At 39.1% G+C, this 20,968-nt stretch carries 16 protein-coding genes; 6 read left to right on the forward strand and 10 right to left on the reverse strand.

Going from position 1 to position 20,968, the window contains the following annotated elements:
- The first annotated feature begins 29 nt into the window (after nucleotides 1–29).
- Together J7K93_09685 and J7K93_09690 are read left to right on the forward strand one after the other, a co-directional pair.
- On the forward strand, nucleotides 30–1,676 hold the full coding sequence (locus J7K93_09685) for a phosphoenolpyruvate carboxykinase (ATP) (GenBank protein MCD6117275.1): 1,647 nt from the start codon (nucleotides 30–32) through the stop codon (nucleotides 1,674–1,676).
- A 94-nt stretch (nucleotides 1,677–1,770) separates the two neighbouring features.
- On the forward strand, nucleotides 1,771–2,169 hold the full coding sequence (locus J7K93_09690) for a response regulator (GenBank protein ID MCD6117276.1): 399 nt from the start codon (nucleotides 1,771–1,773) through the stop codon (nucleotides 2,167–2,169).
- A gap of 61 nt (nucleotides 2,170–2,230) precedes the next feature.
- Here the strand turns inward: J7K93_09690 and J7K93_09695 are convergent, their stop codons facing one another.
- The 10 genes from J7K93_09695 to J7K93_09740 form a co-directional block, all read right to left on the reverse strand.
- The gene (locus J7K93_09695) at nucleotides 2,231–3,835 is read right to left on the reverse strand and encodes a S41 family peptidase (GenBank protein MCD6117277.1); all 1,605 of its coding nucleotides are present in this window, start codon (nucleotides 3,833–3,835) and stop codon (nucleotides 2,231–2,233) included.
- Nucleotides 3,836–3,917: 82 nt separating this feature from the next.
- The gene (locus J7K93_09700) at nucleotides 3,918–6,281 is read right to left on the reverse strand and encodes a DNA internalization-related competence protein ComEC/Rec2 (protein MCD6117278.1); all 2,364 of its coding nucleotides are present in this window, start codon (nucleotides 6,279–6,281) and stop codon (nucleotides 3,918–3,920) included.
- A complete protein-coding gene (gene nhaC / locus J7K93_09705) occupies nucleotides 6,281–7,699 on the reverse strand; it encodes a Na+/H+ antiporter NhaC (protein ID MCD6117279.1) in 1,419 nt (472 codons plus the stop codon). The genes J7K93_09700 and nhaC (J7K93_09705) overlap by 1 nt, the downstream gene beginning before the upstream one ends.
- On the reverse strand, nucleotides 7,696–9,102 hold the full coding sequence (nhaC, locus tag J7K93_09710; GenBank protein ID MCD6117280.1) for a Na+/H+ antiporter NhaC: 1,407 nt from the start codon (nucleotides 9,100–9,102) through the stop codon (nucleotides 7,696–7,698). Before nhaC (J7K93_09710) ends, nhaC (J7K93_09705) begins: the two co-directional genes overlap by 4 nt.
- A gap of 135 nt (nucleotides 9,103–9,237) precedes the next feature.
- The gene (locus J7K93_09715; GenBank protein ID MCD6117281.1) at nucleotides 9,238–9,810 is read right to left on the reverse strand and encodes a bifunctional nuclease family protein; all 573 of its coding nucleotides are present in this window, start codon (nucleotides 9,808–9,810) and stop codon (nucleotides 9,238–9,240) included.
- A 92-nt stretch (nucleotides 9,811–9,902) separates the two neighbouring features.
- Nucleotides 9,903–10,676: a tRNA 2-thiocytidine(32) synthetase TtcA gene (locus J7K93_09720; GenBank protein ID MCD6117282.1), complete on the reverse strand. Its 774-nt coding sequence runs from the start codon at nucleotides 10,674–10,676 to the stop codon at nucleotides 9,903–9,905.
- An 18-nt stretch (nucleotides 10,677–10,694) separates the two neighbouring features.
- Nucleotides 10,695–11,585 (reverse strand): alkaline phosphatase family protein, encoded by an 891-nt coding sequence (locus J7K93_09725; protein MCD6117283.1) that lies wholly within the window; start codon nucleotides 11,583–11,585, stop codon nucleotides 10,695–10,697.
- Entirely contained in the window at nucleotides 11,582–12,484 is a 903-nt protein-coding gene (gene era / locus J7K93_09730; GenBank protein MCD6117284.1) for a GTPase Era, read from the reverse strand. The genes J7K93_09725 and era overlap by 4 nt, the downstream gene beginning before the upstream one ends.
- Nucleotides 12,485–12,492: 8 nt before the next feature.
- A complete protein-coding gene (locus J7K93_09735) occupies nucleotides 12,493–14,139 on the reverse strand; it encodes a SpoIID/LytB domain-containing protein (protein MCD6117285.1) in 1,647 nt (548 codons plus the stop codon).
- Between the two features lie 278 nt (nucleotides 14,140–14,417).
- Nucleotides 14,418–17,060 carry a carbohydrate binding family 9 domain-containing protein gene (locus J7K93_09740; protein ID MCD6117286.1) on the reverse strand — a complete coding sequence of 881 codons (2,643 nt, stop codon included), beginning with the start codon at nucleotides 17,058–17,060 and terminating at the stop codon, nucleotides 14,418–14,420.
- A gap of 369 nt (nucleotides 17,061–17,429) precedes the next feature.
- Between J7K93_09740 and J7K93_09745 the strand changes: the two genes are divergently transcribed.
- Genes J7K93_09745 through J7K93_09760 form a run of 4 tightly spaced genes read left to right on the forward strand, consistent with a single transcriptional unit; the run spans nucleotide 17,430 to nucleotide 20,910 of the window.
- A complete protein-coding gene (locus J7K93_09745; protein ID MCD6117287.1) occupies nucleotides 17,430–18,356 on the forward strand; it encodes an ABC transporter ATP-binding protein in 927 nt (308 codons plus the stop codon).
- Entirely contained in the window at nucleotides 18,343–19,191 is an 849-nt protein-coding gene (locus J7K93_09750) for a hypothetical protein (protein ID MCD6117288.1), read from the forward strand. Before J7K93_09745 ends, J7K93_09750 begins: the two co-directional genes overlap by 14 nt.
- Nucleotides 19,188–20,105, forward strand: a complete 918-nt coding sequence (locus J7K93_09755) for an ABC transporter ATP-binding protein (GenBank protein MCD6117289.1) — start codon at nucleotides 19,188–19,190, stop codon at nucleotides 20,103–20,105. The genes J7K93_09750 and J7K93_09755 overlap by 4 nt, the downstream gene beginning before the upstream one ends.
- Before the next feature lie 4 nt (nucleotides 20,106–20,109).
- Nucleotides 20,110–20,910 (forward strand): ABC transporter permease, encoded by an 801-nt coding sequence (locus J7K93_09760; GenBank protein MCD6117290.1) that lies wholly within the window; start codon nucleotides 20,110–20,112, stop codon nucleotides 20,908–20,910.
- The last annotated feature ends 58 nt before the right edge of the window (nucleotides 20,911–20,968 follow it).

Raw genomic sequence — 20,968 nt, forward strand, 5'->3', positions numbered from 1 at the left:
ATTGATTATAATAATTATAGGAGTGTCAAATGGAATGGAAAGATAGAGTTGAGAAATTTATTTCAGAGCATAAAAAATGTTATGATAATATACTTCGTGAGGAAATGATAAAACTGTGCGTTGAGAATAAGGAAGCTATTATTTCTGAAAGCGGGGCACTTGCAACATGGACCCCTCCTGAATCTACAGGAAGAAGCCCGAAGGATACAGTTATTGTACGTCGTACTGAGAGCGAGGACACAATTGACTGGGACAGCCCGAACAATATTCCTGTTTCTGAAGACACATTTGATATGGCAATGGAGGATGCACTTTCAATACTTTCAACCAAAGAGAGTATCTTTGTTACAGACAGGGTAATCGGAGCGGATTCCAATTATGCTCTTCCTGTTAAACTTGTAACGGACAAGGCTCTTTCCGTACTTTTCACTGATAACATGTTCCGTCCTGTGCCGAATGATATTCATAAAAGCATTTATGCTGAAAAACCTTTTACAATTGTTGTTGTCCCTTACGACAAACTGAATTCCAAACGCTACGAAGGAAGGCTTCGCAAAAAAGATGATGGAACAACATCGGATATGATTGTTGCAATGGATATGGACAGAATGCTTGGTGTGATTGTAGGTTCTGCTTACGGAGGCAGTATAAAAAAACTGATGTTTACAGTTATGAATTATCTCCTTCCCGGAGAAAATATTTTACCTCTTCACTGTTCTGCAAATGAAGGCAAAGACGGTGACTGTGCTTTACTTCTCGGTCTTTCGGGTACTGGAAAAACAACACTTTCCGCTGATCCGAGACGGGCTTTATTAGGAGATGATGAGCACGGATGGTCTGACAGAGGTATTGCAAATTTTGAAAACGGCTGTTATGCAAAGTTTATTGATCTTGATTCAAAAAAAGAACCGGAAATTTATAATGCTGTGATGCATAAAGATGAATACTTGAATCATGGGGCAATTGTGGAAAATGCCATGATTTATCCTAATGGCAGCTTTGATTTTTTTGATGACAGGTTTACACCGAATTCAAGAGCAAGTTATCCTTTAAAATATTTGGCAAATATAAAAGAAGAGTCTGTATCTGTTCATCCGAAAACAATTCTGTTCCTGACTGCAGATGCGAACGGAGTACTGCCTCCTGTTTCGAAATTAACACGGGAACAGGCAATGCTGTGGTTTCTTATGGGATATACAAGTAAACTGGCAGGAACCGAGACAGGAATCGTTGAGCCCAAATCAACTTTCAGCCGATTTTTCGGAGAGCCCTTTATGCCGAGAAATCCTGATGTTTATGCAAGGATGCTGGGAGAAAATATGGAGAAACACAACTCACAGGTGTTTCTCATTAATACAGGATGGAGCGGTGCTCCTTATGGTGAGGGAAAAAGAATGGATATCACTTTGACCCGCGCTATGGTTAATGCTGCGCTGACAGGCGGCCTTGATAATGTAGATTATGAAGAGGATGAGATTTTTAAAGTTTTAATTCCGAAAAGCTGTCCCGGGGTGTCTGACAGTAGAGTTCTTAATCCGAGGCAGTCATGGAGCAATGAAGAAAAGTATCTGGAAAGGGCAAAAAAACTTGCAAGTGATTTTGCAGCTCATTTTAAAAAAGCATATGGCAACAAGAATATTGCCCCTGAAGTTGCAGTACAATGTCCTGGTATGTAGAACCAGATATTAAAGAAAGTATTTGCATAACAAGTATCTCACTGTTAAATTAATAGTATAGTACAAAAAACAGATGAGATCAGGGAGGTTAATCGTGGCAAAAATTCTTGTGGTTGATGATGAAGCTCCGTTCAGGTCATTTTTGTCCGATGTTATCAAGAGGATTAAACATCAAGCTGTAGAGGCTGAAAACGGAAGAGTAGCGTGGGATATCTACCAAAAAGAGAAGATAGATATTTGCTTAGTTGATGTAAATATGCCTGAGATGGATGGCATTGGTTTTCTCGATAAAGTAAAAAAAGAGGATCCTGCTTCAATAGTAATAATGATGACAGGCTTTCCTACAGCAGAAACTATTATTGAAACTATTGAAGATGACGGGTTTACCTACATTTCCAAACCTGTAGATGTCCCTGTTATAATAGATTTAATTGAGAGGGGGCTTGCTGCGCGTAAAAAGCGTATTGCAGAATTTAAAAATAAAAAAGTGTAGATAAAATAATTTTGCTGTTCATCATAGAATTTGGCACGTTAAAAATATGCGGGGTATTTCATCACCCCGCTTTTTTTATACTTGAAGAGCGTGCAAGCATTTCTTTTGATTTATCAATATATTTCAAAGACTGCTGGAACCATTTGTCTCTTAAAAGCTGTACTTTGTAACGTGCTTCATCGCCCCAAAGTTTTTCTGCTATATTCTGTTTTAAAAAGAAACTGATATCTTTTTTATTGGTATTAAATTGGGTTTTTGTAATTTTAAACCCTTTGACCTGCAGGTAACTGAAAAATTCCCGGAGCACTGAAGGTGACGGATTGTAATTATGCAGGAAGGAGTAGAATGACAATTTTTTCTGGGGGTGTGTGTTTACATATTTTTCGGTAAATGTAAACAGAAGCCTGTCTTTTGACAGCACCAGTTTCCGCACGACTGCACTTACAGTATCCTGGCTTTCCGTTAAGAAATAATCAGGAGTGATACCTCCGCCGCCGTAGACAGTCCGTCCGAGGATTTTTGTCCGGAAAACAGGCCGGTTTGTTGTTTTAGCATCAGGCTTTTTGGGTGCGGCTTCTGTAAAATATTCTAATTTTGATTTGTTTTCGTAAGGGCGCTGTATCAATCTGCCTGAAGGAGTGTAATAACGAGCTGTAGTCATTAACAGTGCGGAACCGTCTCTGAATGTGTACTGGCTTTGAACAAGGCCTTTCCCAAAGCTTGTTTCGCCTATGATCACTGCCCTGTCCCAGTCCTGCATTGCACCAGCTACAATTTCAGATGCTGAAGCTGATCTGTGATTTATCATTATAGTTACAGGCAGGTTGTCAAAGGGCCTGTGATATGAGGCTTTAAACTCCCTGAAAGAACGTTTTATCCGGCCCTTTGTGTAAACAACCAATTTACCTCTCTTAAGAAAGGTTTCTGAAACATCAAAAGCCGCTCCAAGATATCCTCCTCCGTTATCCCTGAGATCAATTATCAGATATTTCATTCCATCATTTATAAGTTGTGCAAGATGCTTTTTCAGTTCTGATCCTGTTGTTGCAGAAAAACGGATAATTGCAATGTAGCCGATTGACGGTTTAATCATGAAAGCATAAGGTATGCTCTCAAGGTGCACTTCATTCCGGATTAGCGTAAAATCCAATAATTTATTATAACCGTGTCTTTCAACTGAAACTTTTACTTTTGTCCCCTTTGGGCCCATAAGTTTTAAAGGCACTTCGTCACGTTTAAGCCCTGTTGCAGGGCAGCTGTTAATCTTAACTATTCTGTCTCCCGGCAGAAGCCCTGCCTTGGCCGACGGCCCGCCTTTAATAACAGACATGACTGTTATCTTATTTTGGACAATATCGAATGTTATGCCTATGCCGGAATATCCGCTGAAGCTCTGATTCCATTTTTTATACTCTTCTGCAGTCATATATGTTGTATGCGGGTCCAGATCCGATACCATACCTTTTATTGCACTGTCTACAAGATTAACAGGGTCTTTTTTTTCAACATAATCATTTTCGATTTTTTTTAATATTGCACTGAAAAGTTCGATTTTTTTATAAAATAATTTACTTGTCGAGTACATTTTACCTGTAGTGCCGGATATAATAAAAAGTGCTGCAGATAATATGATAATGATTGTAATGATGGATTTTTTTCTGGTCATAAAAAGTCCTGTTTTTTTAATTCACTGTAATATTCAGGTTAAAAATATAATGATATGCACTATTAATGTCAAGAGTCTAAAATCATTGAACTGAAATGCGCTTTCCGTCAGTTTTTATAATTACTGCACCATTTAAGTCAGTTCGGATTATGGAAATTGCATTGCTCTTAAGCCTTGATATGCATTGCGTAGAAGGATGGCGGTATTTATTTTTCCTGCCTGCTGAAATTACTGCTATTTCAGGGGATATTCTTTTCAGGAAGTTAGCCGAACAGGAATTTTTGCTTCCGTGACGCCCGACTTTTAAGATATCAGATTTAAAGATGAGAGATTTATCTATCAATACCTTTTCAGCAGGGCTTTCCGCATCACTCATAAAGAGAAAGCGTTTGAAGCCAAAACATATTTCCGTTATAAGTGATGTATTGTTTATATTTTGTGCGGTCCCTTTTTTTAAAAGAGAATACGGAGAGAGAAAGTAAATTTTAGTTCCGGGAAAAGAGACAATACTGTCCGGTGCAGTGATTATTGTGCCCGGGATATTTTTATTTTTCAAAATCATATTAAATTCATGATTAAGGGGAGAATTATAATCAGCGCCCGTGTAAAAAATTCTTCCTATTGAAAAATGCTTTAAAATATATATCAGGCCGCCTCTGTAATGCTTATCAGGATTAGTTGAAATTACCGCATCAATTTTTCTAAATCCGTTTTTTAATAAAAACGGGGCGATAATTCTCTTGCCGCTGTCAAAAAACGGAGTTTTATTCCCCCCGTCAATTAACATGGTTTTCCCTCCCGGAAAGATTATGAGTGCCGAATCACCCTGTCCTACATCGAATTGTATATAGGTAATATCAGAGAAGCTGCCGAAAAGAGCTTTGTCCCAGATAAAAATGCTGGAAATAATCAGAGATGTAAAAATTAGAATTTTTCGTATCCGTTTATCTGTAGAGAAGATTGATAATATTATATTTATATAAATTATTATCAGCCCTGTTCCAGGAGAAGGGACTGCAGCAGCAGAAAATTTCAGGCCGGACACTGCAGAAGTAAACCAGTTCAGGAAGTAGATTACAAAGCTGGTGCAGATACCGTAAATATCGGCAATAAAAGAGCTTATAAGAGAGAATAGAATAGTCAGGAGCCCAAGGCTCACGATGATTCCTGCAACGGGAATTGCGATTATATTAACAAGAGGGGCGAGCAGTGGAAGGTTGTTAAATGATGTTAATGAAATCGGAAGAGTGCCTATTTGAGCACAGATAGATACGATTATAACGTCAGCAAGATTCGCAAGGTATTTCTTTTTCGGGAAAATATGTTTATAAACAAGAAATTTTTTAAACCTGGGATAGAAATATACAATGGAAAAGACTGCAGAGAATGAGAGTAAAAATCCCACATCAAAAAGCCACCCGGGATTTACTGCAAGAAGAATAATTCCTGAAATACCGATAATATTAACGGCATCTGCTCTCCTTTTAAATAAACGCCCTGTAAGAAAGAGTGTTGCCATGACAAATGCTCTGACAATTGACGCCCTTGTTTCTGTGATCATTGTGAAAAACAGCAGTCCTGCAATTTCAGCCGGTATGCGAATTCTGACAGGAATACGCATCAGGCCGAGGAGAATTTCCAGGAAAAGCAGTACAAACCCTACATGGAGCCCGCTTACAGCAAGAATGTGCAGGGCTCCGGCATTGGCAAAATGTTTTGTTACATCTTCTGAAAGCATACCCCTGTCTCCTGTGAGAAGAGCAAGTACAAGGGGCAGAGCAGGTTTTTCAATATGTTTTTTAAGGGATCGTTTTACAAATCTTCTTGAAGGGTATATGATTTTTAAATTCAGCCATGAGCCTCTGTTTATTCCTGTGAGATGCAGATTATTACCGCTTTTTCCAAGGGTGTATATCTTTTTTGCCGCAAGAAATGCCCTGTAATCGAATCCTCCGGGATTTCTTCCTGAATCAGGAAGTACAAGCCGGATATCAACAAGAAACTCATCGCCGTATTTTATTCTTGATGTAATATGCCTGTAATATGATATCAGTACTGTTCCCGTACAAGTGTAAGTTGTGTCTCCCGCAGTCACTGCTTCTGCTTCTGCATACAGTTCTTTGCGCCCTGATTTATATACCGGATCCCTTTTCAGCCACGCTTTAAGAGTTACTCTTGTATTGGGATTGTTTTTAAAGGCTATATCTGATGCAGGGATGCAGGTACTTTTAATAATAAATGCAGCAGAACCGGATAGTATTATAGAAAAAAATATAATGATATTGAGCAGCTTGCCGGCCGGTTTCTTTCTGTTTATTAAAATTATTGATAAAATAGCAAGTCCTGTTACTGTTAAAAGAACAGGAAAGAAAGGGAGCTTTACCGAGTGGGCTAATAGTATTCCAAGGGCAAATAGAATAAAGGTTTTAAAAGCAGGCTTGTTCATCAAAGTTCAATATCATCTTCTTCTATATCAGAGTTGGCTTTCTTAAGCTTTGTGATGGTAAATCCTGTATATCCATAGATAATTGACACCAGTGGAGTAATTAAATTCAGAAAAGCATAAGGTAGGTATGCAAGAGGGCTTACAGTCAGAGTTACATGCATGAATGCTCCGCCTGTATTCCATGGAATCAGAGCAGATGTGAGAGTGCCCGCATCTTCGAGGCAGCGCGATAAGTTTTTAGGATGAAGCCCTCTCTTTCTGAACGCATCTTTATACATTCTGCCGGGAATTACAATTGCAAGGTACTGGTCAGATGCAAAAGCGTTCATTCCTATACAGCTGAACACTGTTGTAGCTATCAGCCCTCCGGTACGCTTTACTCTTTTCAACATTGAATTTGCAAGAGTGCCGAGCATACCTGTCACTTCCATAATACCGCCGAGAGACAGCGCACACATAACAAGTGTGATTGTCTGCATCATACTCAAGAGCCCGCCTCTGTTTAAAAGTTCATCAACCATAGCATTGCCGGATTGTGAAACAACTCCCGAATATGCAGCAGTAATTATGTCAGGAAGGGGAGTAGATTGTACAAATGCGGCAATAATTCCTCCGAGGATTGATCCGGTGAACAGAGCAGGCAGAGCAGGTATTTTTTTTACAACCATAATTATTACAAGCAGAGGAGGAGCAAGAAGAAGAGGGTGAATGACAAAATTACCCTTTAGTGTAGAGAGCATGACGTCAATGTTGCCGTAAGCCAGCTCGTTTGTGCTGAATTTGAATCCGATAATGGTGTATAAAATAATTGAGATAATGTACCCTGGTGTTGTTGTAAAGATCATATGCCGTATGTGGCTGAAAATATCCGTTCCTGCTACAGCCGGAGCAAGATTTGTAGTATCTGAAAGAGGGGACATCTTGTCTCCGAAGTATGCTCCAGAAATAATTGCTCCTGCAACAATCTGAACAGGGATTCCGAGGCCTTTCCCAATACCTATAAATGCAACTCCTACTGTTCCTGCAGTTGCCCATGATGATCCTGTACCGAGAGAAACAATAGAACAGATTAGAAGGGTTGCAGTCAGAAAGTATCTCGGAGACAATATTTTTAACCCGTAGAATATCATAGAAGGAACAATTCCCGCTTTTACCCAAGTTCCTATCATTGTGCCTATGATCATTAAAATCAATATTGCATTGAGTGCAAGGGTAATACTGTGCACCATTCCGCGCTGAAGTTCATTCCAGTTATAACCATATGCTATGGCAACTATTGCGGCAACAGCAGTGGCCATTATAAGGGGAATATGAGACTGCTGTTTGAATATTGCTATTGAAAAGAAAAGCGCTATAACGAGAAATAGTACAGGTATAAGTGTACTGATCAGAGGAATTTCTTTTTTCTGTCTGTTCATTCTTTTACTCCGGAATCGGCTTTATTGTCTGTTTTTTCAATTGTAATTCCTGTGTATCCGTAGAATATTGATATCATAGGAGTTATATAGTTAAGAAAAGCATATGGCAGATAGAGCAGGGGATAAACTCCGAGTGTTGCGTACATGTAAGCTCCGCCTGAGTTCCATGGAATCAGCGATGATGAAAGAGTTGCGGAGTCTTCAAGACATCTTGAAAGATTTTTCGGATGGAGATGAAAGGCATCAAAAGCGTCTTTGTACATTCTTCCCGGAATAACAATTGACATATACTGGTCGCATGTAATAATGTTTGAACTTATGCAGCTGAATATTGTTGTGGCAATCAGAGATCCCGGGCGTTTTACACGTTTCAGCAAAGACAAAGCCATTGTCTGCAGCATACCTGTTTTTTCCATAATTCCGCCAAATGAGAGGGCGCACATAATCAGAGCGACTGTATTCATCATACTTGTCAGGCCGCCTCTTGTAAGCAGGCTGTCAACTGTCTCAATGCCTGTGGCTGATGTAGTACCCTGAAATGCGGCAGAAATTATTTGAGGCATGGTTGATGATTGAAATGCCATTCCGAAAATTCCGCCTAAAACAGTACCTCCGAGAAGAGCGGGGAGAGGCGGGACTTTAAATATAACCATAACAATAACAAGTATGGGTGGAATCAGGAGAACAGGATTAATTGTGTAATTAGATCCAAGTGCGGATTTTATTGATTCAATACCGTGGGCATCAATCTGGCCGTCTGCAAGATGAAATCCGATCAAGAGGTACAGGACAGCAGCAATAATATAGGCAGGTACAGTTGTGTAAACCATGTGCCTTATGTGAGTAAATATATCAGTTCCCGCTACAGCAGGAGCAAGGTTTGTAGTGTCTGAGAGGGGAGACATTTTATCACCGAAGTATGAACCGGAAATAATTGCTCCTGCAACCATTGCGACAGGTATTCCAAGGCCTTTCCCTACTCCTATTAAAGCAACGCCCACAGTTCCTGCTGTGGACCATGATGAGCCTGTACCGAGAGATACGATGGAGCAGATAAGAAGGGTTGCGAAAAGGAAAATTTTCGGAGACAATATCTCAAGGCCGTAATAAATCATTGAAGGTACGATTCCTCCGAGAATCCATGTCCCGATCATTGTACCGACAATCATCAGGATAAGTATTGACCCCATTGCAAGGGTTATTCCGTGCACTATTCCATTCCTTATATCTATCCATTTCATGCCGAATATTGCTGCAATCGTTGCCGCAACAGCCGTAGAAAGAATAAGGGGTATGTGAGCATCAAGCCTTAATATTGCAATTACATAAACAAGGGTCATAATTAAAAATATTATAGGGATAAGGGCAACTATAAGGGGTATGGGGCGGATGTGATCTTGCATAGCCTTCCTTTCTTTGAATGCCGGGATTCTTTAAATATTTTGTGATACAGAGAATAAACAATATACAGAACATTTTACTTAAAGTATTAAATAAACAACAGGAAAGATATAGAAGGATTGCCGAAAAAGCAGAATTTATTCATTTTCTTGCTGATCGTTGTTTTCCTTGTCCAGTTTTTCCCTGAGTTCGTTTATGGCATCTCTGTACCGCGCGGCATCTTCGTAGCGTTCTTCACGTATTGCCATTTGCAGCAGCATATTTAAAGATTTTAATTCCTCTTCTTCGCTTAATTCAGGCGTATCGGTTTCGCTGCTTATGGATGCCCGTTTCATTACTTCTTCTTCAACAAAAATCGGTGAATTTGTGCGCAGTGCAAGTGCAATGGCATCACTCGGCCTTGCATCCATAATAATAGTATTATCATTATGAGTTATGTTTAGTACAGCATAGTATGTATTGTCTTTAAGGTCATTTACTGTAACCTGAGATACAGAAGCATTTACCGAATCAAGAATATTTCTCAGAAGGTCGTGAGTCATGGGCCTGGGCAGCACCATATCTTCTAACTGAACTGCAATTGCATGGGCTTCGGCAGGGCCTACAACAATAGGAAGCCATCTTTTGTATATTTCATCTTTTAAAATGACTACGAATCTATCGCTTGATGTGTCAAGGGTCACTCGATCAACTTTAACAGCCACTATCATTTTTCCGCCCATTGGAATAGAATGTAAATTCCGGAATTTATCCCTTTAACAGAATATATATAAAAATATTTAAAATCAAGTAGAAATTAAGCTTACTGTTTATCCTTTAAAATATTATCTTTGCTGATTTCAGGGAAATCGATATTAACATGCAGCATAGATCGAAAGATATTTCGTTTTATATTTGCATTGGGTTCTGTTTTTTGAAGTACAGATAATATCTCTTTAATCTTCTGCCTTCTCGTTTTTCCGTCAACAGGGCACAGATTCGGAATTATCGGAACGCCAATCTCTTTTGCTGCTGATTTTACAAGGGTTTCAGGAACGAGTGCAAGCGGGCGGATAATCTCCAATGTTCCGGAGAACACAGGCTGGACAGGGTTCATGCTTTCAATTTTTCTTCCGTAAAGAATATTTATAAGCAGGGTTTCTATTATATCATCCTGATGATGCCCGTAAGCAATTTTATTACATCTGTTTCTATGTGCAAATTTGTAAATTTCTTCCCTTCTCTTCATTGAGCAAATAAAACAGGGATTTTTTTTTGCATCAGGATCCAGAGCTGCCTTGCTGATCTGTGTCTGAATAATTTTAATATCAATACCGGAATCCTGACAGAATTTTTGAAGTTTGGTCAGATAATGATTTTTTCCCTTAAACCCCAGGTCGATATGTACGGCACAGATATCAAAGTCATGATAAATATGAAGTTTGAAATCTGAAAGCATGTGAAGCAGTACAAGGCTGTCAGCCCCTCCTGACACTCCTACTGTTATGCAGTCTCCTGCTTCAATCATATGATAGCCGGTTATTGCTTTCTGCATCAGCCTGCGAATTCTTTTATATTGGGCCGAAGGATTTTTCATGAAATCATTCCCATACAGCTAGTTTTTTATCTCAAGCAATTTGATAACAGCAGGTGTAAAATCTTTTAGTGTTTTAATGCGGCTTCTCAGATATTCCGCTCCTTCTCCCCAGACCATTGATAAAGCAGGATTTCTGGTATGAGTTTTTATTGAAAGGTCCTCAATATTTCCGTGATCGCTTGTGATAATCAGAGTTGCTTTTGACAGGTCTGAGATATTCAGTATATTTTGTATAAATCGGTCAAGTTTTTTCATTATAGCCTCTGCCTGACTCATGTCTCTGCTGTGCCCTGCTCTGTCTGTTAAAAAATATTCATAAAGTGTAAAGTCGTATTTGTCAGATTCTCTGCACAGAATTTCTGCTGCTTCGGAGCAGGAGAATTCAGGTACATCAAAGCCCCTTTGAATCAGCTCTATGTTTGTAAAATCATGATAAATAGACCTGCCGGAACGCATGTCGTCTAGGTTGTAAAAATAGAGCCCTCCTGCAAGTGCTGCAACAGTAGTAACTGAAAGGCGGTATTTCTGATCTTCTGACAGATTGAAAAAGATTGGCCTGAAAGTATTTATAAATGTGCCTGATCTGTTATTTTTTTTGATCTGTTTAAATATCGATTTTTCCTTCAGAAGATTTCTCAAATCCCTGTTTGGAAAACCCGGGAGGTGTCTTCCGAGAAGTTTTGAAGCGTTTATACCTGTAAAAAGGGTTGTCTGGCCTGTTGCACTTTGGGGCAGCCCCTCAACTCCGAGACATGCATCAGTTGGTATTAAAATACCGTTTTCGGGAATGATACCAGGCCTGTCAGCAGAGCAGCGGAAAATACTCAGATCCCTGTTGCTTAACGGATTATAGGCTGCCGAATCTCTACCAATACCTATGCCGTCTATGAAGATCATGATGACTTTCATAAATATCCGAGATCCTTCAGTTTTGCGGGGTTTTTTCTCCACCCTTTTCGGACCTGTATGTGAAGCTCAAGGAAAATACTCCTTCCCAGAAATTTCTCAATTTCTGCACGGGCTGCTGTTCCCAGTTTTTTTAATGCCCTTGCCTGTCTGCCTATCATAATTCCTTTTTGTGAGCTTCTTTCAACAAGTATTGCTGCAGAGACAAAATCTTTTCTGTGCGGGCGTTCTTTGAATTCTGTAATTTTTACTGCAGTTGCATACGGGATTTCTTCGTCGAACTGTAAAAAGATCTGCTCTCTGATTATTTCAGCAACAAAAAAACGTTCGGGTTCATCAGAGATGATGTCTGGAGGGTAGAAGGGCATTCCTGAAGGCAGATTCTCAAGTGTTGCAGATATCAAAACATCAAGGCCCTCTCTGTTAAGAGCTGATACAGGCAGGATATCTTTAAAAAGGCCCTTTGAATTCATTTCTGCCATAAGAGGCAGAAGCTCTTCTTTTTTTACAAGGTCTGTTTTGTTTATCACAAGCAGGGCAGGTGTTGATGATTTTTCAGTATAGGAGAATACAATCTCATCATCTGGTGTGAGGCGTTTTGCATCTATAATCACATAGATAAGGTCAGCATCCTTTATGGTCCTGACTGAAGTTTTAACAAGAGATTTTTGAAGCATTGTCGCAGGATCTATCAGCCCCGGAGTGTCAAGGCATATAATCTGAAAATTGTCGCCGTGAAGGATGCCGAGAATTCTGTTTCTTGTAGTTTGCGGTTTTGGAGAAACAATCGCGGTTTTCTGCTTAAGCAGGCTGTTTAAAAGAGTTGATTTACCTACATTCGGTTTGCCAATAAATGCCACATAGCCTGCGCGGAATAACCCATTGCTGATATTAGTTCCCATGTAATACCTCAATAAAAGCGTCTCAGCCTTGCACCTGAATAGTAGTGATTTAATATCTGTACAAAAGATGCACCTTTAAGAGCCATCATTGCAGCTCCTGTCTGGCACATTCCTACACCGTGGCCGAATCCCCCGCCTTTTAATATGAACTGTTCAGGAATTCCATTAATGATATCTGTTTTGTCAACAAAGAAGCACGAGCTCCAAAGTGTGGTCGAAGACAGTGCTTTTCTTATTTTCAGCTCTCTGTTGAGTAGAACTCTTCCTTTTGTCCCTGTAATCTGCATCTGAATAATACGGCCTGATACGCCCCTTGAAAGTACTTCAATATCCAGTATCTCACCGAGGTCGCGGCCTGTTGCATTTTTAATACTCTTTTGAAGCTCTGCCTGAGACAGGTTTTTTTCCCACCTGAAATATTTTTTTGTATAATTTAGAGAGGCCGGCACATTTCCTGTAGAGTTGCAGAAAGCCATAGGTGTCTGTGTCAGCCAGCGGCGCAGATTATCCTCATTCTGAAGAGAGCCGTAATCTTTTTTAAGGGAAGAGGGCCCGTCATAACGGCCCCTTAAATATTCGGTATCAGTCCCTCCCCATACGTTTTTTGCATCTTCTGTGTGCCCTCCGCAAACAGCAGCATACACAGCATCACATATCATGTGGTTGTCCCACAGAACAAGGCCCCTTGTCTCTTTTACTGCACGGTCGCTTAATTTTGATCTTTTTGTCTGCCCGCTGTAGACCTGGCAGTGTACATCTGCACAAAGGTCAAAAGGGTCGTTGGGGTGAGCATGACCTATTTTTGCGAGGGCTTCACTGCGGGCTGCTACTGCCTGAGCCTTTAATGCTTCGAGAGGAAAAGTGTCAGGCATTTCCGAAGGCAGTACTCCCTTGAGGTATTCCTCAACAGGCAGAATGTTTATTATTGTAAGGCGTCCCTGACTGTCGATTTGAAGAGAAATCCGCTTGGGGTAGGTCCTGTTCTCAGTTGATTCCCAGTGGAAACCTTTACCTACAGGAACGTTATAAATTGTTACAGGGGAGCCTGAAATATTTATAGGGTTAAAGGACTCGAGTATCTGCCCTGTTTTTAAATTTGTAAGTGTTATTTTACCTGCTGTTTTTTTATCTTCATATTTTATTATAAAAGTTTCCAATTTACTGCTGATTTTGTCTCTGAAATCAGCTGCTTTGTCCCTGTTTGTAAATTTTTTGTCCAAACAGACACGGAATATTCTATTGCCGGAATCAGAGTTATCAGAAAATGCTGTTCTTTTTGATACAGGAAGAATAAAAGTTGGTATACCCTCTTTTTTAAGTCGGATGGACATCTCTTCTGCATTATCATAAGTAGTCATGGATCCTGCAACAAGCAAATAGAAAAACAGAGAAGGTGATGAAACAGATACTTCTGCCCGCCATTGGCTTCCTTTAATTCCCCTGGCAATAAAAGCGCCGTCATAGCTGGTGATTTCAGCATAATCTTTTATTTTAAATATTACGGGATTTTTTGTCTGAACAAGGCCTATTTTGATATATGGTTCTTTTCTTTTTACATAAACAGGTACAGGTTTTTCCACTTTTACGGGTTCTACTGAACACCCTGCTAAGGCGATGATTATAATGAGGATAAATAAAGATATGATTCTTTTCATGGACAATTCCCGATTAATGCCTATGTCTGCATCCGTTAACTGATTTTTAAAAATTAACGGGTGAATAAAAATATACTTTCAGAAGGTGAGAAATGCAAGGTTAAACTATTGAATACATCCTATGGGTTCCAGGAGAGTATAAAGATAGAAGAAAATTTGCAAATATCAAATATAAAGTCATCACTATTGAGAACACAGGAATCAAAACTTTTTAGATTTCCAAATCCGGAAGCTGTAATACTGACTTCCGGATTTGGGAAAAAAATATTTTCCGTACTTTACAAAGAGAACCACTTGTTGATTTTCAGCATAACAACATTAGTCGGATAAACATTAAAAAGATCTCTCATGTCAGAAGAGTAGTTGAATGTACCGGTCTCTTCAAAACCTGTCCTTTCCTGTGACCATACAAAATAGATTGTAGAGCCTGGAGAATACTGCCATCTGATTACAAGGTTTGACCTGAACTGCCGGAAGTTAAAGTCAGGATTGGAGATTGTGTAGTCTGTTTCTGTATCATTGTTTTCATCAACATAGTATTCTCCGTTTTCCTGTGAATATGTAATTTCATCTTCTGTAAAAGTATGGAATCTGTCGGAATAATTCTCAGCTCTCGGAGATGTAATCCTTTTAATTTTTGAATATGACCCTGCGGAAACAAAGGGCTGTCCGTAGAATTGTATTGAAAGGTTTGGTGTAAGGCAAAGGTCAAACCTGAGGACCAGCCCAAGAGTTTTCTGGTTAATCAAACCCAGAATATATTTTTTCTCACTGCCTTTTTCAATAGTATCAATATACTGGAGATTGTCTCTGTTTACACTGTAAAAGGGGCTTGCGGAGATGGAGAAGAGATCGCTGGTACGCAGCCTTATTCCCGCACGAATGCTTCGATTGAAAGAAATTTTGTCGTCACTTCTGTTTGCAGAGAATGAAAGATCTGCCCGTATTTTTTTTCTGCGATCTGTATTAACAGATGTCCACAAGTTCCATGACCCCGGTTCCAGCACTGAAGGCCCGCCCCTCAGCATTGATGAGGAGAGTCCCTGTCTGCTTCTGTTTATGCCGGAATGAAGTCCCCACTGGTTTTTAAACCGGACATGGTAATTAATATTACCGCCCATTGCAGTGTGTTCTCTGCCAAAATTCCATGCATTCCACTGATTGAAATTGATCCTTATAGAATTGAAAATTGAAAACGGTTGCCAGATATGATACTGAACCCATGAAAACTGAATAAATGAGTCTGCTGATCTCATATAACCCAGATCATTAAGTTCCAATCCGGGAGATCTCCACGTGCCACCTGTCATAAAATTGATATGGCTGTTTCCGACTTTCCCGAATACAAGTGTGCCGCCGAAACCGTTAAGGTTAGTTCTGGAAGAGTCGAGATTTACATAGTCTGCATCAGGCCTCTGGAAATATCTAACAGGAGATGTCTGAGCATCCAGGATTGCATCAGTGCTTCCTGATATGTGGCTGAATATTGAGATGAACTGTAAAATATACGATCTGTTGTGCCAGGAGTGGTTAATGTCAATCCCTCCTGTTGTAGCTTTTCTGTTTAAAAATTCCAGATGTGAATCAGTAATGTTTCTGTAAGTATTGGTAATCATACCGCCGATTGTTGTGGCTCCTTTATTAAAATCTTTTTTTACCCGGCTGACAAAGTAGTTTGTCAGAGGTTCTACTGCGATGTTTCTTCTGTCTCCGAGATTGTCAATTTCACCGAATTCCTTTGACGTAACAGCATCCATAATCCCAATAGAAAGTCCGGACTTTGTTTTACCTGTCAATTTTGCAGCGCCGATAATTGATGAACTCTGCGGCATGCGGAGATATTCATTATCATTAAGATCAGGATCATAGCTGCATGATTTGCCAATGCGTCTTGAATAGAACAGGTTTGCATTGGACATATCTCCGTCGCCAATCATTAATTTGTATGAAAGAATGTTATTTCCCTCAACAAAGAAGGGGCGTTTCTCCTTATAAAAGGTTTCGTATGCTGTAAGATTAACTACAGATGGATCTGCTTCAACCTGGCCGAAGTCAGGATTTATAGTAAAATCCAGTGTTAAATCACTTGTAACACCAATCTTGCCGTCAAGGCCAAAATCAATATTTGCGCTTCTTCCTGTTCTAAACGGGTTGCCTGGTTCCCGCTTTTCCGCTTCTCCTTTTGCCAGTGAATAGGGAAGAATTTCAAATCTTTGCTTAGGTTTTATATTGTTTATTCCGTGGAGTTCTCCGATCATATGAATCAATCCAGGTGCATCCTTTGGTATTGGCTGCCAAAAATCCATCTCACTTTTTCTGAAAATTTGCCTTGCAATTTCTAAACCCCAGATTTGATTTTGCTTTTTGCCGAACCGTAGCTGACTCAGAGGGATTCCAAATTCAGCTGTCCAGCCCTGATCATCAATTTTTGTTTTAACGTTCCATACCAGATCAAGAGATTCATCCTGAGATTGCCCGTCATTTGAAAACACCATATCTGCCTGTACTCCTGCTGCATTCACTGTAAAGCCGAATGCTGTTCTGTGGTCAAAATAACTGTCAAAAACCACAGAAACATTGTCCCCGTCAGGATTATCTCTTCTTGCAAGTCTTTTGTCAATTTTGTCCGGCTCTGTGTCAAAGGCTCTGATTGCAACGTAGATGTTTTTATCATCATATAAAATTTTAAAAGCAGTTTTTTGTGAAGGGGCTGCTCCGTTTGCAGGTTCAAACTGGGTGAAATCACTCTGCCATTCAACAAGATTCCATACATTATCAGTCAGATTCCCGTCAATTTTCGGAGGAGACGGTAGAGCCCTTTTTGTGTTGTATATTCGGACTTGTTTTTGTTCTTCGGAAAATAGGGATGTTGATAGGGAAAGTGTGCTGAGGATTAGTACTGCTAAAATGGTTTTTTTCATTTTTTCTCCATATTCTGTTTTTAAATTTTATTTATAATCTATTTTATAACCAGTTTAATTAATTGCCCTGTCAGCATTTCTCCATATGAATATACGAACGCAATTAAAAAAAGTTACTTGTGTATATTTTAAAAATATCGGTTATCCAAAACTTTTTTTAAAAGAGGAGGCTTTTCTGATTGTAGAATGCATTGCAACCTGGAAAAAAATAGGAAATATAAAATAATGATTTTGTTTTAATGGATTAAAAGTTATATTATAAATTGTAAGTATTGGAATACAGTTTGTTATTTTTGAAACCAAAAAAAAATATTTGCGTATGATTAAGTACTGCTTGTCAAATCTATCTAAATTGCCGGAGAATTAATAGTGTCAATAATACTTGACGATTTTACAATTAATTACGGTTCGTTCTGTGCAGTAGACCATCTGACATTTAAGCTGCCTGAGGGAACAACAGGTTTGCTTGGTCCGAACGGCGCAGGAAAGTCAAGTCTTATAAAGGGGTTATTGGGCCTTATTGAAAGCACAGAAGGCAGCGCCAGAATAATGGGTAATGATATAAAGGCAAGGAAAAAATATATAAGGCAATTAATTGGATACATGCCTGAGGATAATTGCCTTGTGCCCGGATTAACAGGTGTCGGAATGGTTCAGTATGCAGGAGAACTTTGCGGCATGTCAAGGCAGAACGCAATACAGAGGGCTCATGAAATTTTGTATCTTGTCGGCCTGGAGGAAGCCAGATACAGAAAGGTTGAGTCTTTTTCTGCAGGTATGCGGCAGAGAATAAAGCTTGCGCAGGCTCTTGTACACGATCCGAAGTTTTTATTCCTTGATGAACCAACAAGTGGTATGGATCCCAAAGGCAGACAGGAGATGCTTGATCTTATAGTCGAGATAGCTGATAAAGGGCGGATGAGTGTTTTGGTTGCTACTCATATCCTGACAGATGTTGAAAGAACCTGTGAAAGAGTTGTTATTATGCACCGTGGAAAAATTGTTGAGAATTCCGGTGTTGATGAAGTAAGGAAAAGCTATGCCAATACTTACAGTGTGCGTGTGACGTCCAATACTGACAAATTTCTTGAGTGTTTAAAAAGGAATAAATGCAAGATTACTGATTCAGGCAAAGGTATTTATGATGTGACACTTGCTGAAAAAACTGATACTAATGTGATTTTACGTGCTGCAAAAGAGACTGATGCGGAATTACGGAAACTTGTACCAAGTGTGCGGAGCCTTGAGGATGTGTTTATAAAAAGAATTTTGGAGGGTACAAGTGCCGATATTTAAAGAATCTTATCATACATGGGAGGGGTATCTTGAAGAGAAGCCGCGTACATGGCTGGTTATTGCAAAAACCGGAATAAAGCTTGCATGGACAAAGGGGCTTATAATAATTTTGATACTTGGCAGTATCCCTCTTATTGTCGGAGCGGTAAAACTTTTTCTGTTCTCAAAGGTACAGGATGTCGGGATTATGACCCCTTCGGTTAAAAAGATAGTGCAGGATGTACAATTCTTTTCGAATTTTCTAAAAGGGCAGATGTTTTATTTAATTCTGGTTTCAATATTTACAGGTGCAGGATTAATTGCAAAAGATAAAAAGCACAAGAGTTTCGGATTCTATTTTTCAAAACCTGTATCTTTTTGGGACTACATTGCCGGTAAATTCGGAGTTACAGGGAGTTATGCTTTCCTGATTACCGGTTTGCCTGCATTAATCCTCTTTGTTATTAAAGCGCTGATAAGCAAGGATTCAACATTTATTAGCAATTATTACTACCTGATATTTTCCATACTCGGTGCTTCGATCTTGTCGATTTTTGTGATGTCAAGTATAGTCCTTGCTTTTTCCGCTATCTCGGGAAGTGTAAGAACAGCAGCGATATATTTTTTTACTTTTTTAATACTTCCGGACATAATCAGAAAAATATTTTCAAGTGTTTCTTTTGTGGGCCTTTTTTCCGTTACTGCTCTTTTAAAACAGGCCAATGCATATATTTTTAATGTTCAGGTTCCGTATGAATTTTCCTGTTTTTCCATGACAGCAGCGTTATTCCTTATTATAATGCTGTCTCTGTGCATTTTAAAATTAAAAGTTCGTACAACAGAGGTGGTTACGTGAAAATTGAGACATTCAAACTGTCCAAATGGTACGGGCAGGTTATAGGCGTAAATAATCTTACCTGTTCTATTGAACCTGGTGTTACCGGCCTTCTGGGGCCTAATGGCGCAGGAAAGACAACGCTGATAAAATTGCTAACAGGACAGTTACGGCCGAGTCAGGGCAGTGTCAGGATTAACGGTGAAGAAGTGTGGAATAATCACAATCTGTTCAAATATATCGGATATGCACCTGAAAATGATGCATTCTGGCGATTTATGACAGGCGAACAGTTTGTATATTCTCTTACAAGAATGTATGGATTCAATCATAAAGATGCTCAGTCACTGACTTTGAAAGCGCTTGATGCAGTTGATATGAATGAGGGGAAGAGTAAAAAGATTGCCGGTTACAGCAAAGGAATGCGACAGAGAATCAAAATTGCACAAGCCTTGAGTTCTGATCCTGATATACTGATTTTTGACGAACCGCTTAACGGTATGGACCCAATCGGCAGGCGTAAGACAATTGAAATTATTCGCAGAATAGGGCAGATGGGCAAGATTGTTATTGTTTCAAGCCATATTCTTCATGAAATTGAAGAGATGACAGATACAATAATTTTACTCTCTCACGGGAGAGTACTTGCTCAGGGGAACATTTATGAAATAAGAGAGTTAATAGACACACATCCCCTGAATGTTGTTATCAAGTGCAGCAATGTTGATATATTGACATCAAAATTGATGGAGTTTAAAGATGTCAGAAGTGTGCAGTTTGACAGGGAGCAGAATCAACTTATGGTGGAGACATTAAAACCTGATGAATTTCATAAACGTATTCCCCAAATAGCCCTGGCAAATGATATAACAATTTATTCCCTTTATTCCCCTGACGAAAATCTGGAAGCTGTATTTTCATATCTAGTGAGGTAAAATTATGGGATTTCTAATAAATTTTTTTTTAATAAACTCGATTCACAATAAAAGATTTGTCGGAATTACAATACTTGGTATTGTTCCGGTATTTTTCACACTATTATTTATAGTTTTACACCCCGGGTTATCCGGAGGAAATGTATCTTATGCCGGTTTATATCCCAAAATAAGCCTTCTTTTATATCTTCACTTCCTTTTGCCCCTTATTGCACTTTTTCTCGGCTCTGCAGTTATCGGCGATGAGAAGGATGACCAGACCTTGTCATATTTTTTAACCCGGCCGATTGCCCGCTGTAAAGTAGTTCTTATGAAGATATTCGCTGCGTGGGTAATGCTTTCAACTGTAATCATTATTTCTCTATTCCTCACTTATTCAATTTTAACATTATCAGAGGGTTTTACAGAGTGGAGTTCGTCACTAATGCTGTTTTTTAAATCAGCAGTGATTTTAATATTCGGAGCAGCTGTTTACCTTCCATTTTTTACATTGATCGGAGGGTTGATAAAAAGGCCGGTTGTAGCAGGTCTGTTTTTTGTCTTCGGCTGGGAGGCGAGTGTAGCATTTATTCCCGGTAAATTAAGATATTTTACTATTGTACACTATCTTCACAGAGTGTATCCATCACTGAACCAGAGCAGCAGTACAGTTTCTTTAAAAACGAATATTTTGAATTTTATAATGCCTGTAAAGAATATATCGCCATTAACAGCAATAATTGTTCTTTTTGCAATTATTATTTTGTGTACATTTATTTCATCACATTTACTTTCAATTAAAGAGTACAAATTAGACCAGGTGTAGTTTAAGAATACAGAAAAAATACAATTTTTAATAAAAAAAACTTGATTTTATGAAAACA

The organism is bacterium (assembly GCA_021158245.1).
In the GTDB taxonomy this organism is placed as follows: Bacteria; Zhuqueibacterota; QNDG01; order QNDG01; family QNDG01; genus QNDG01.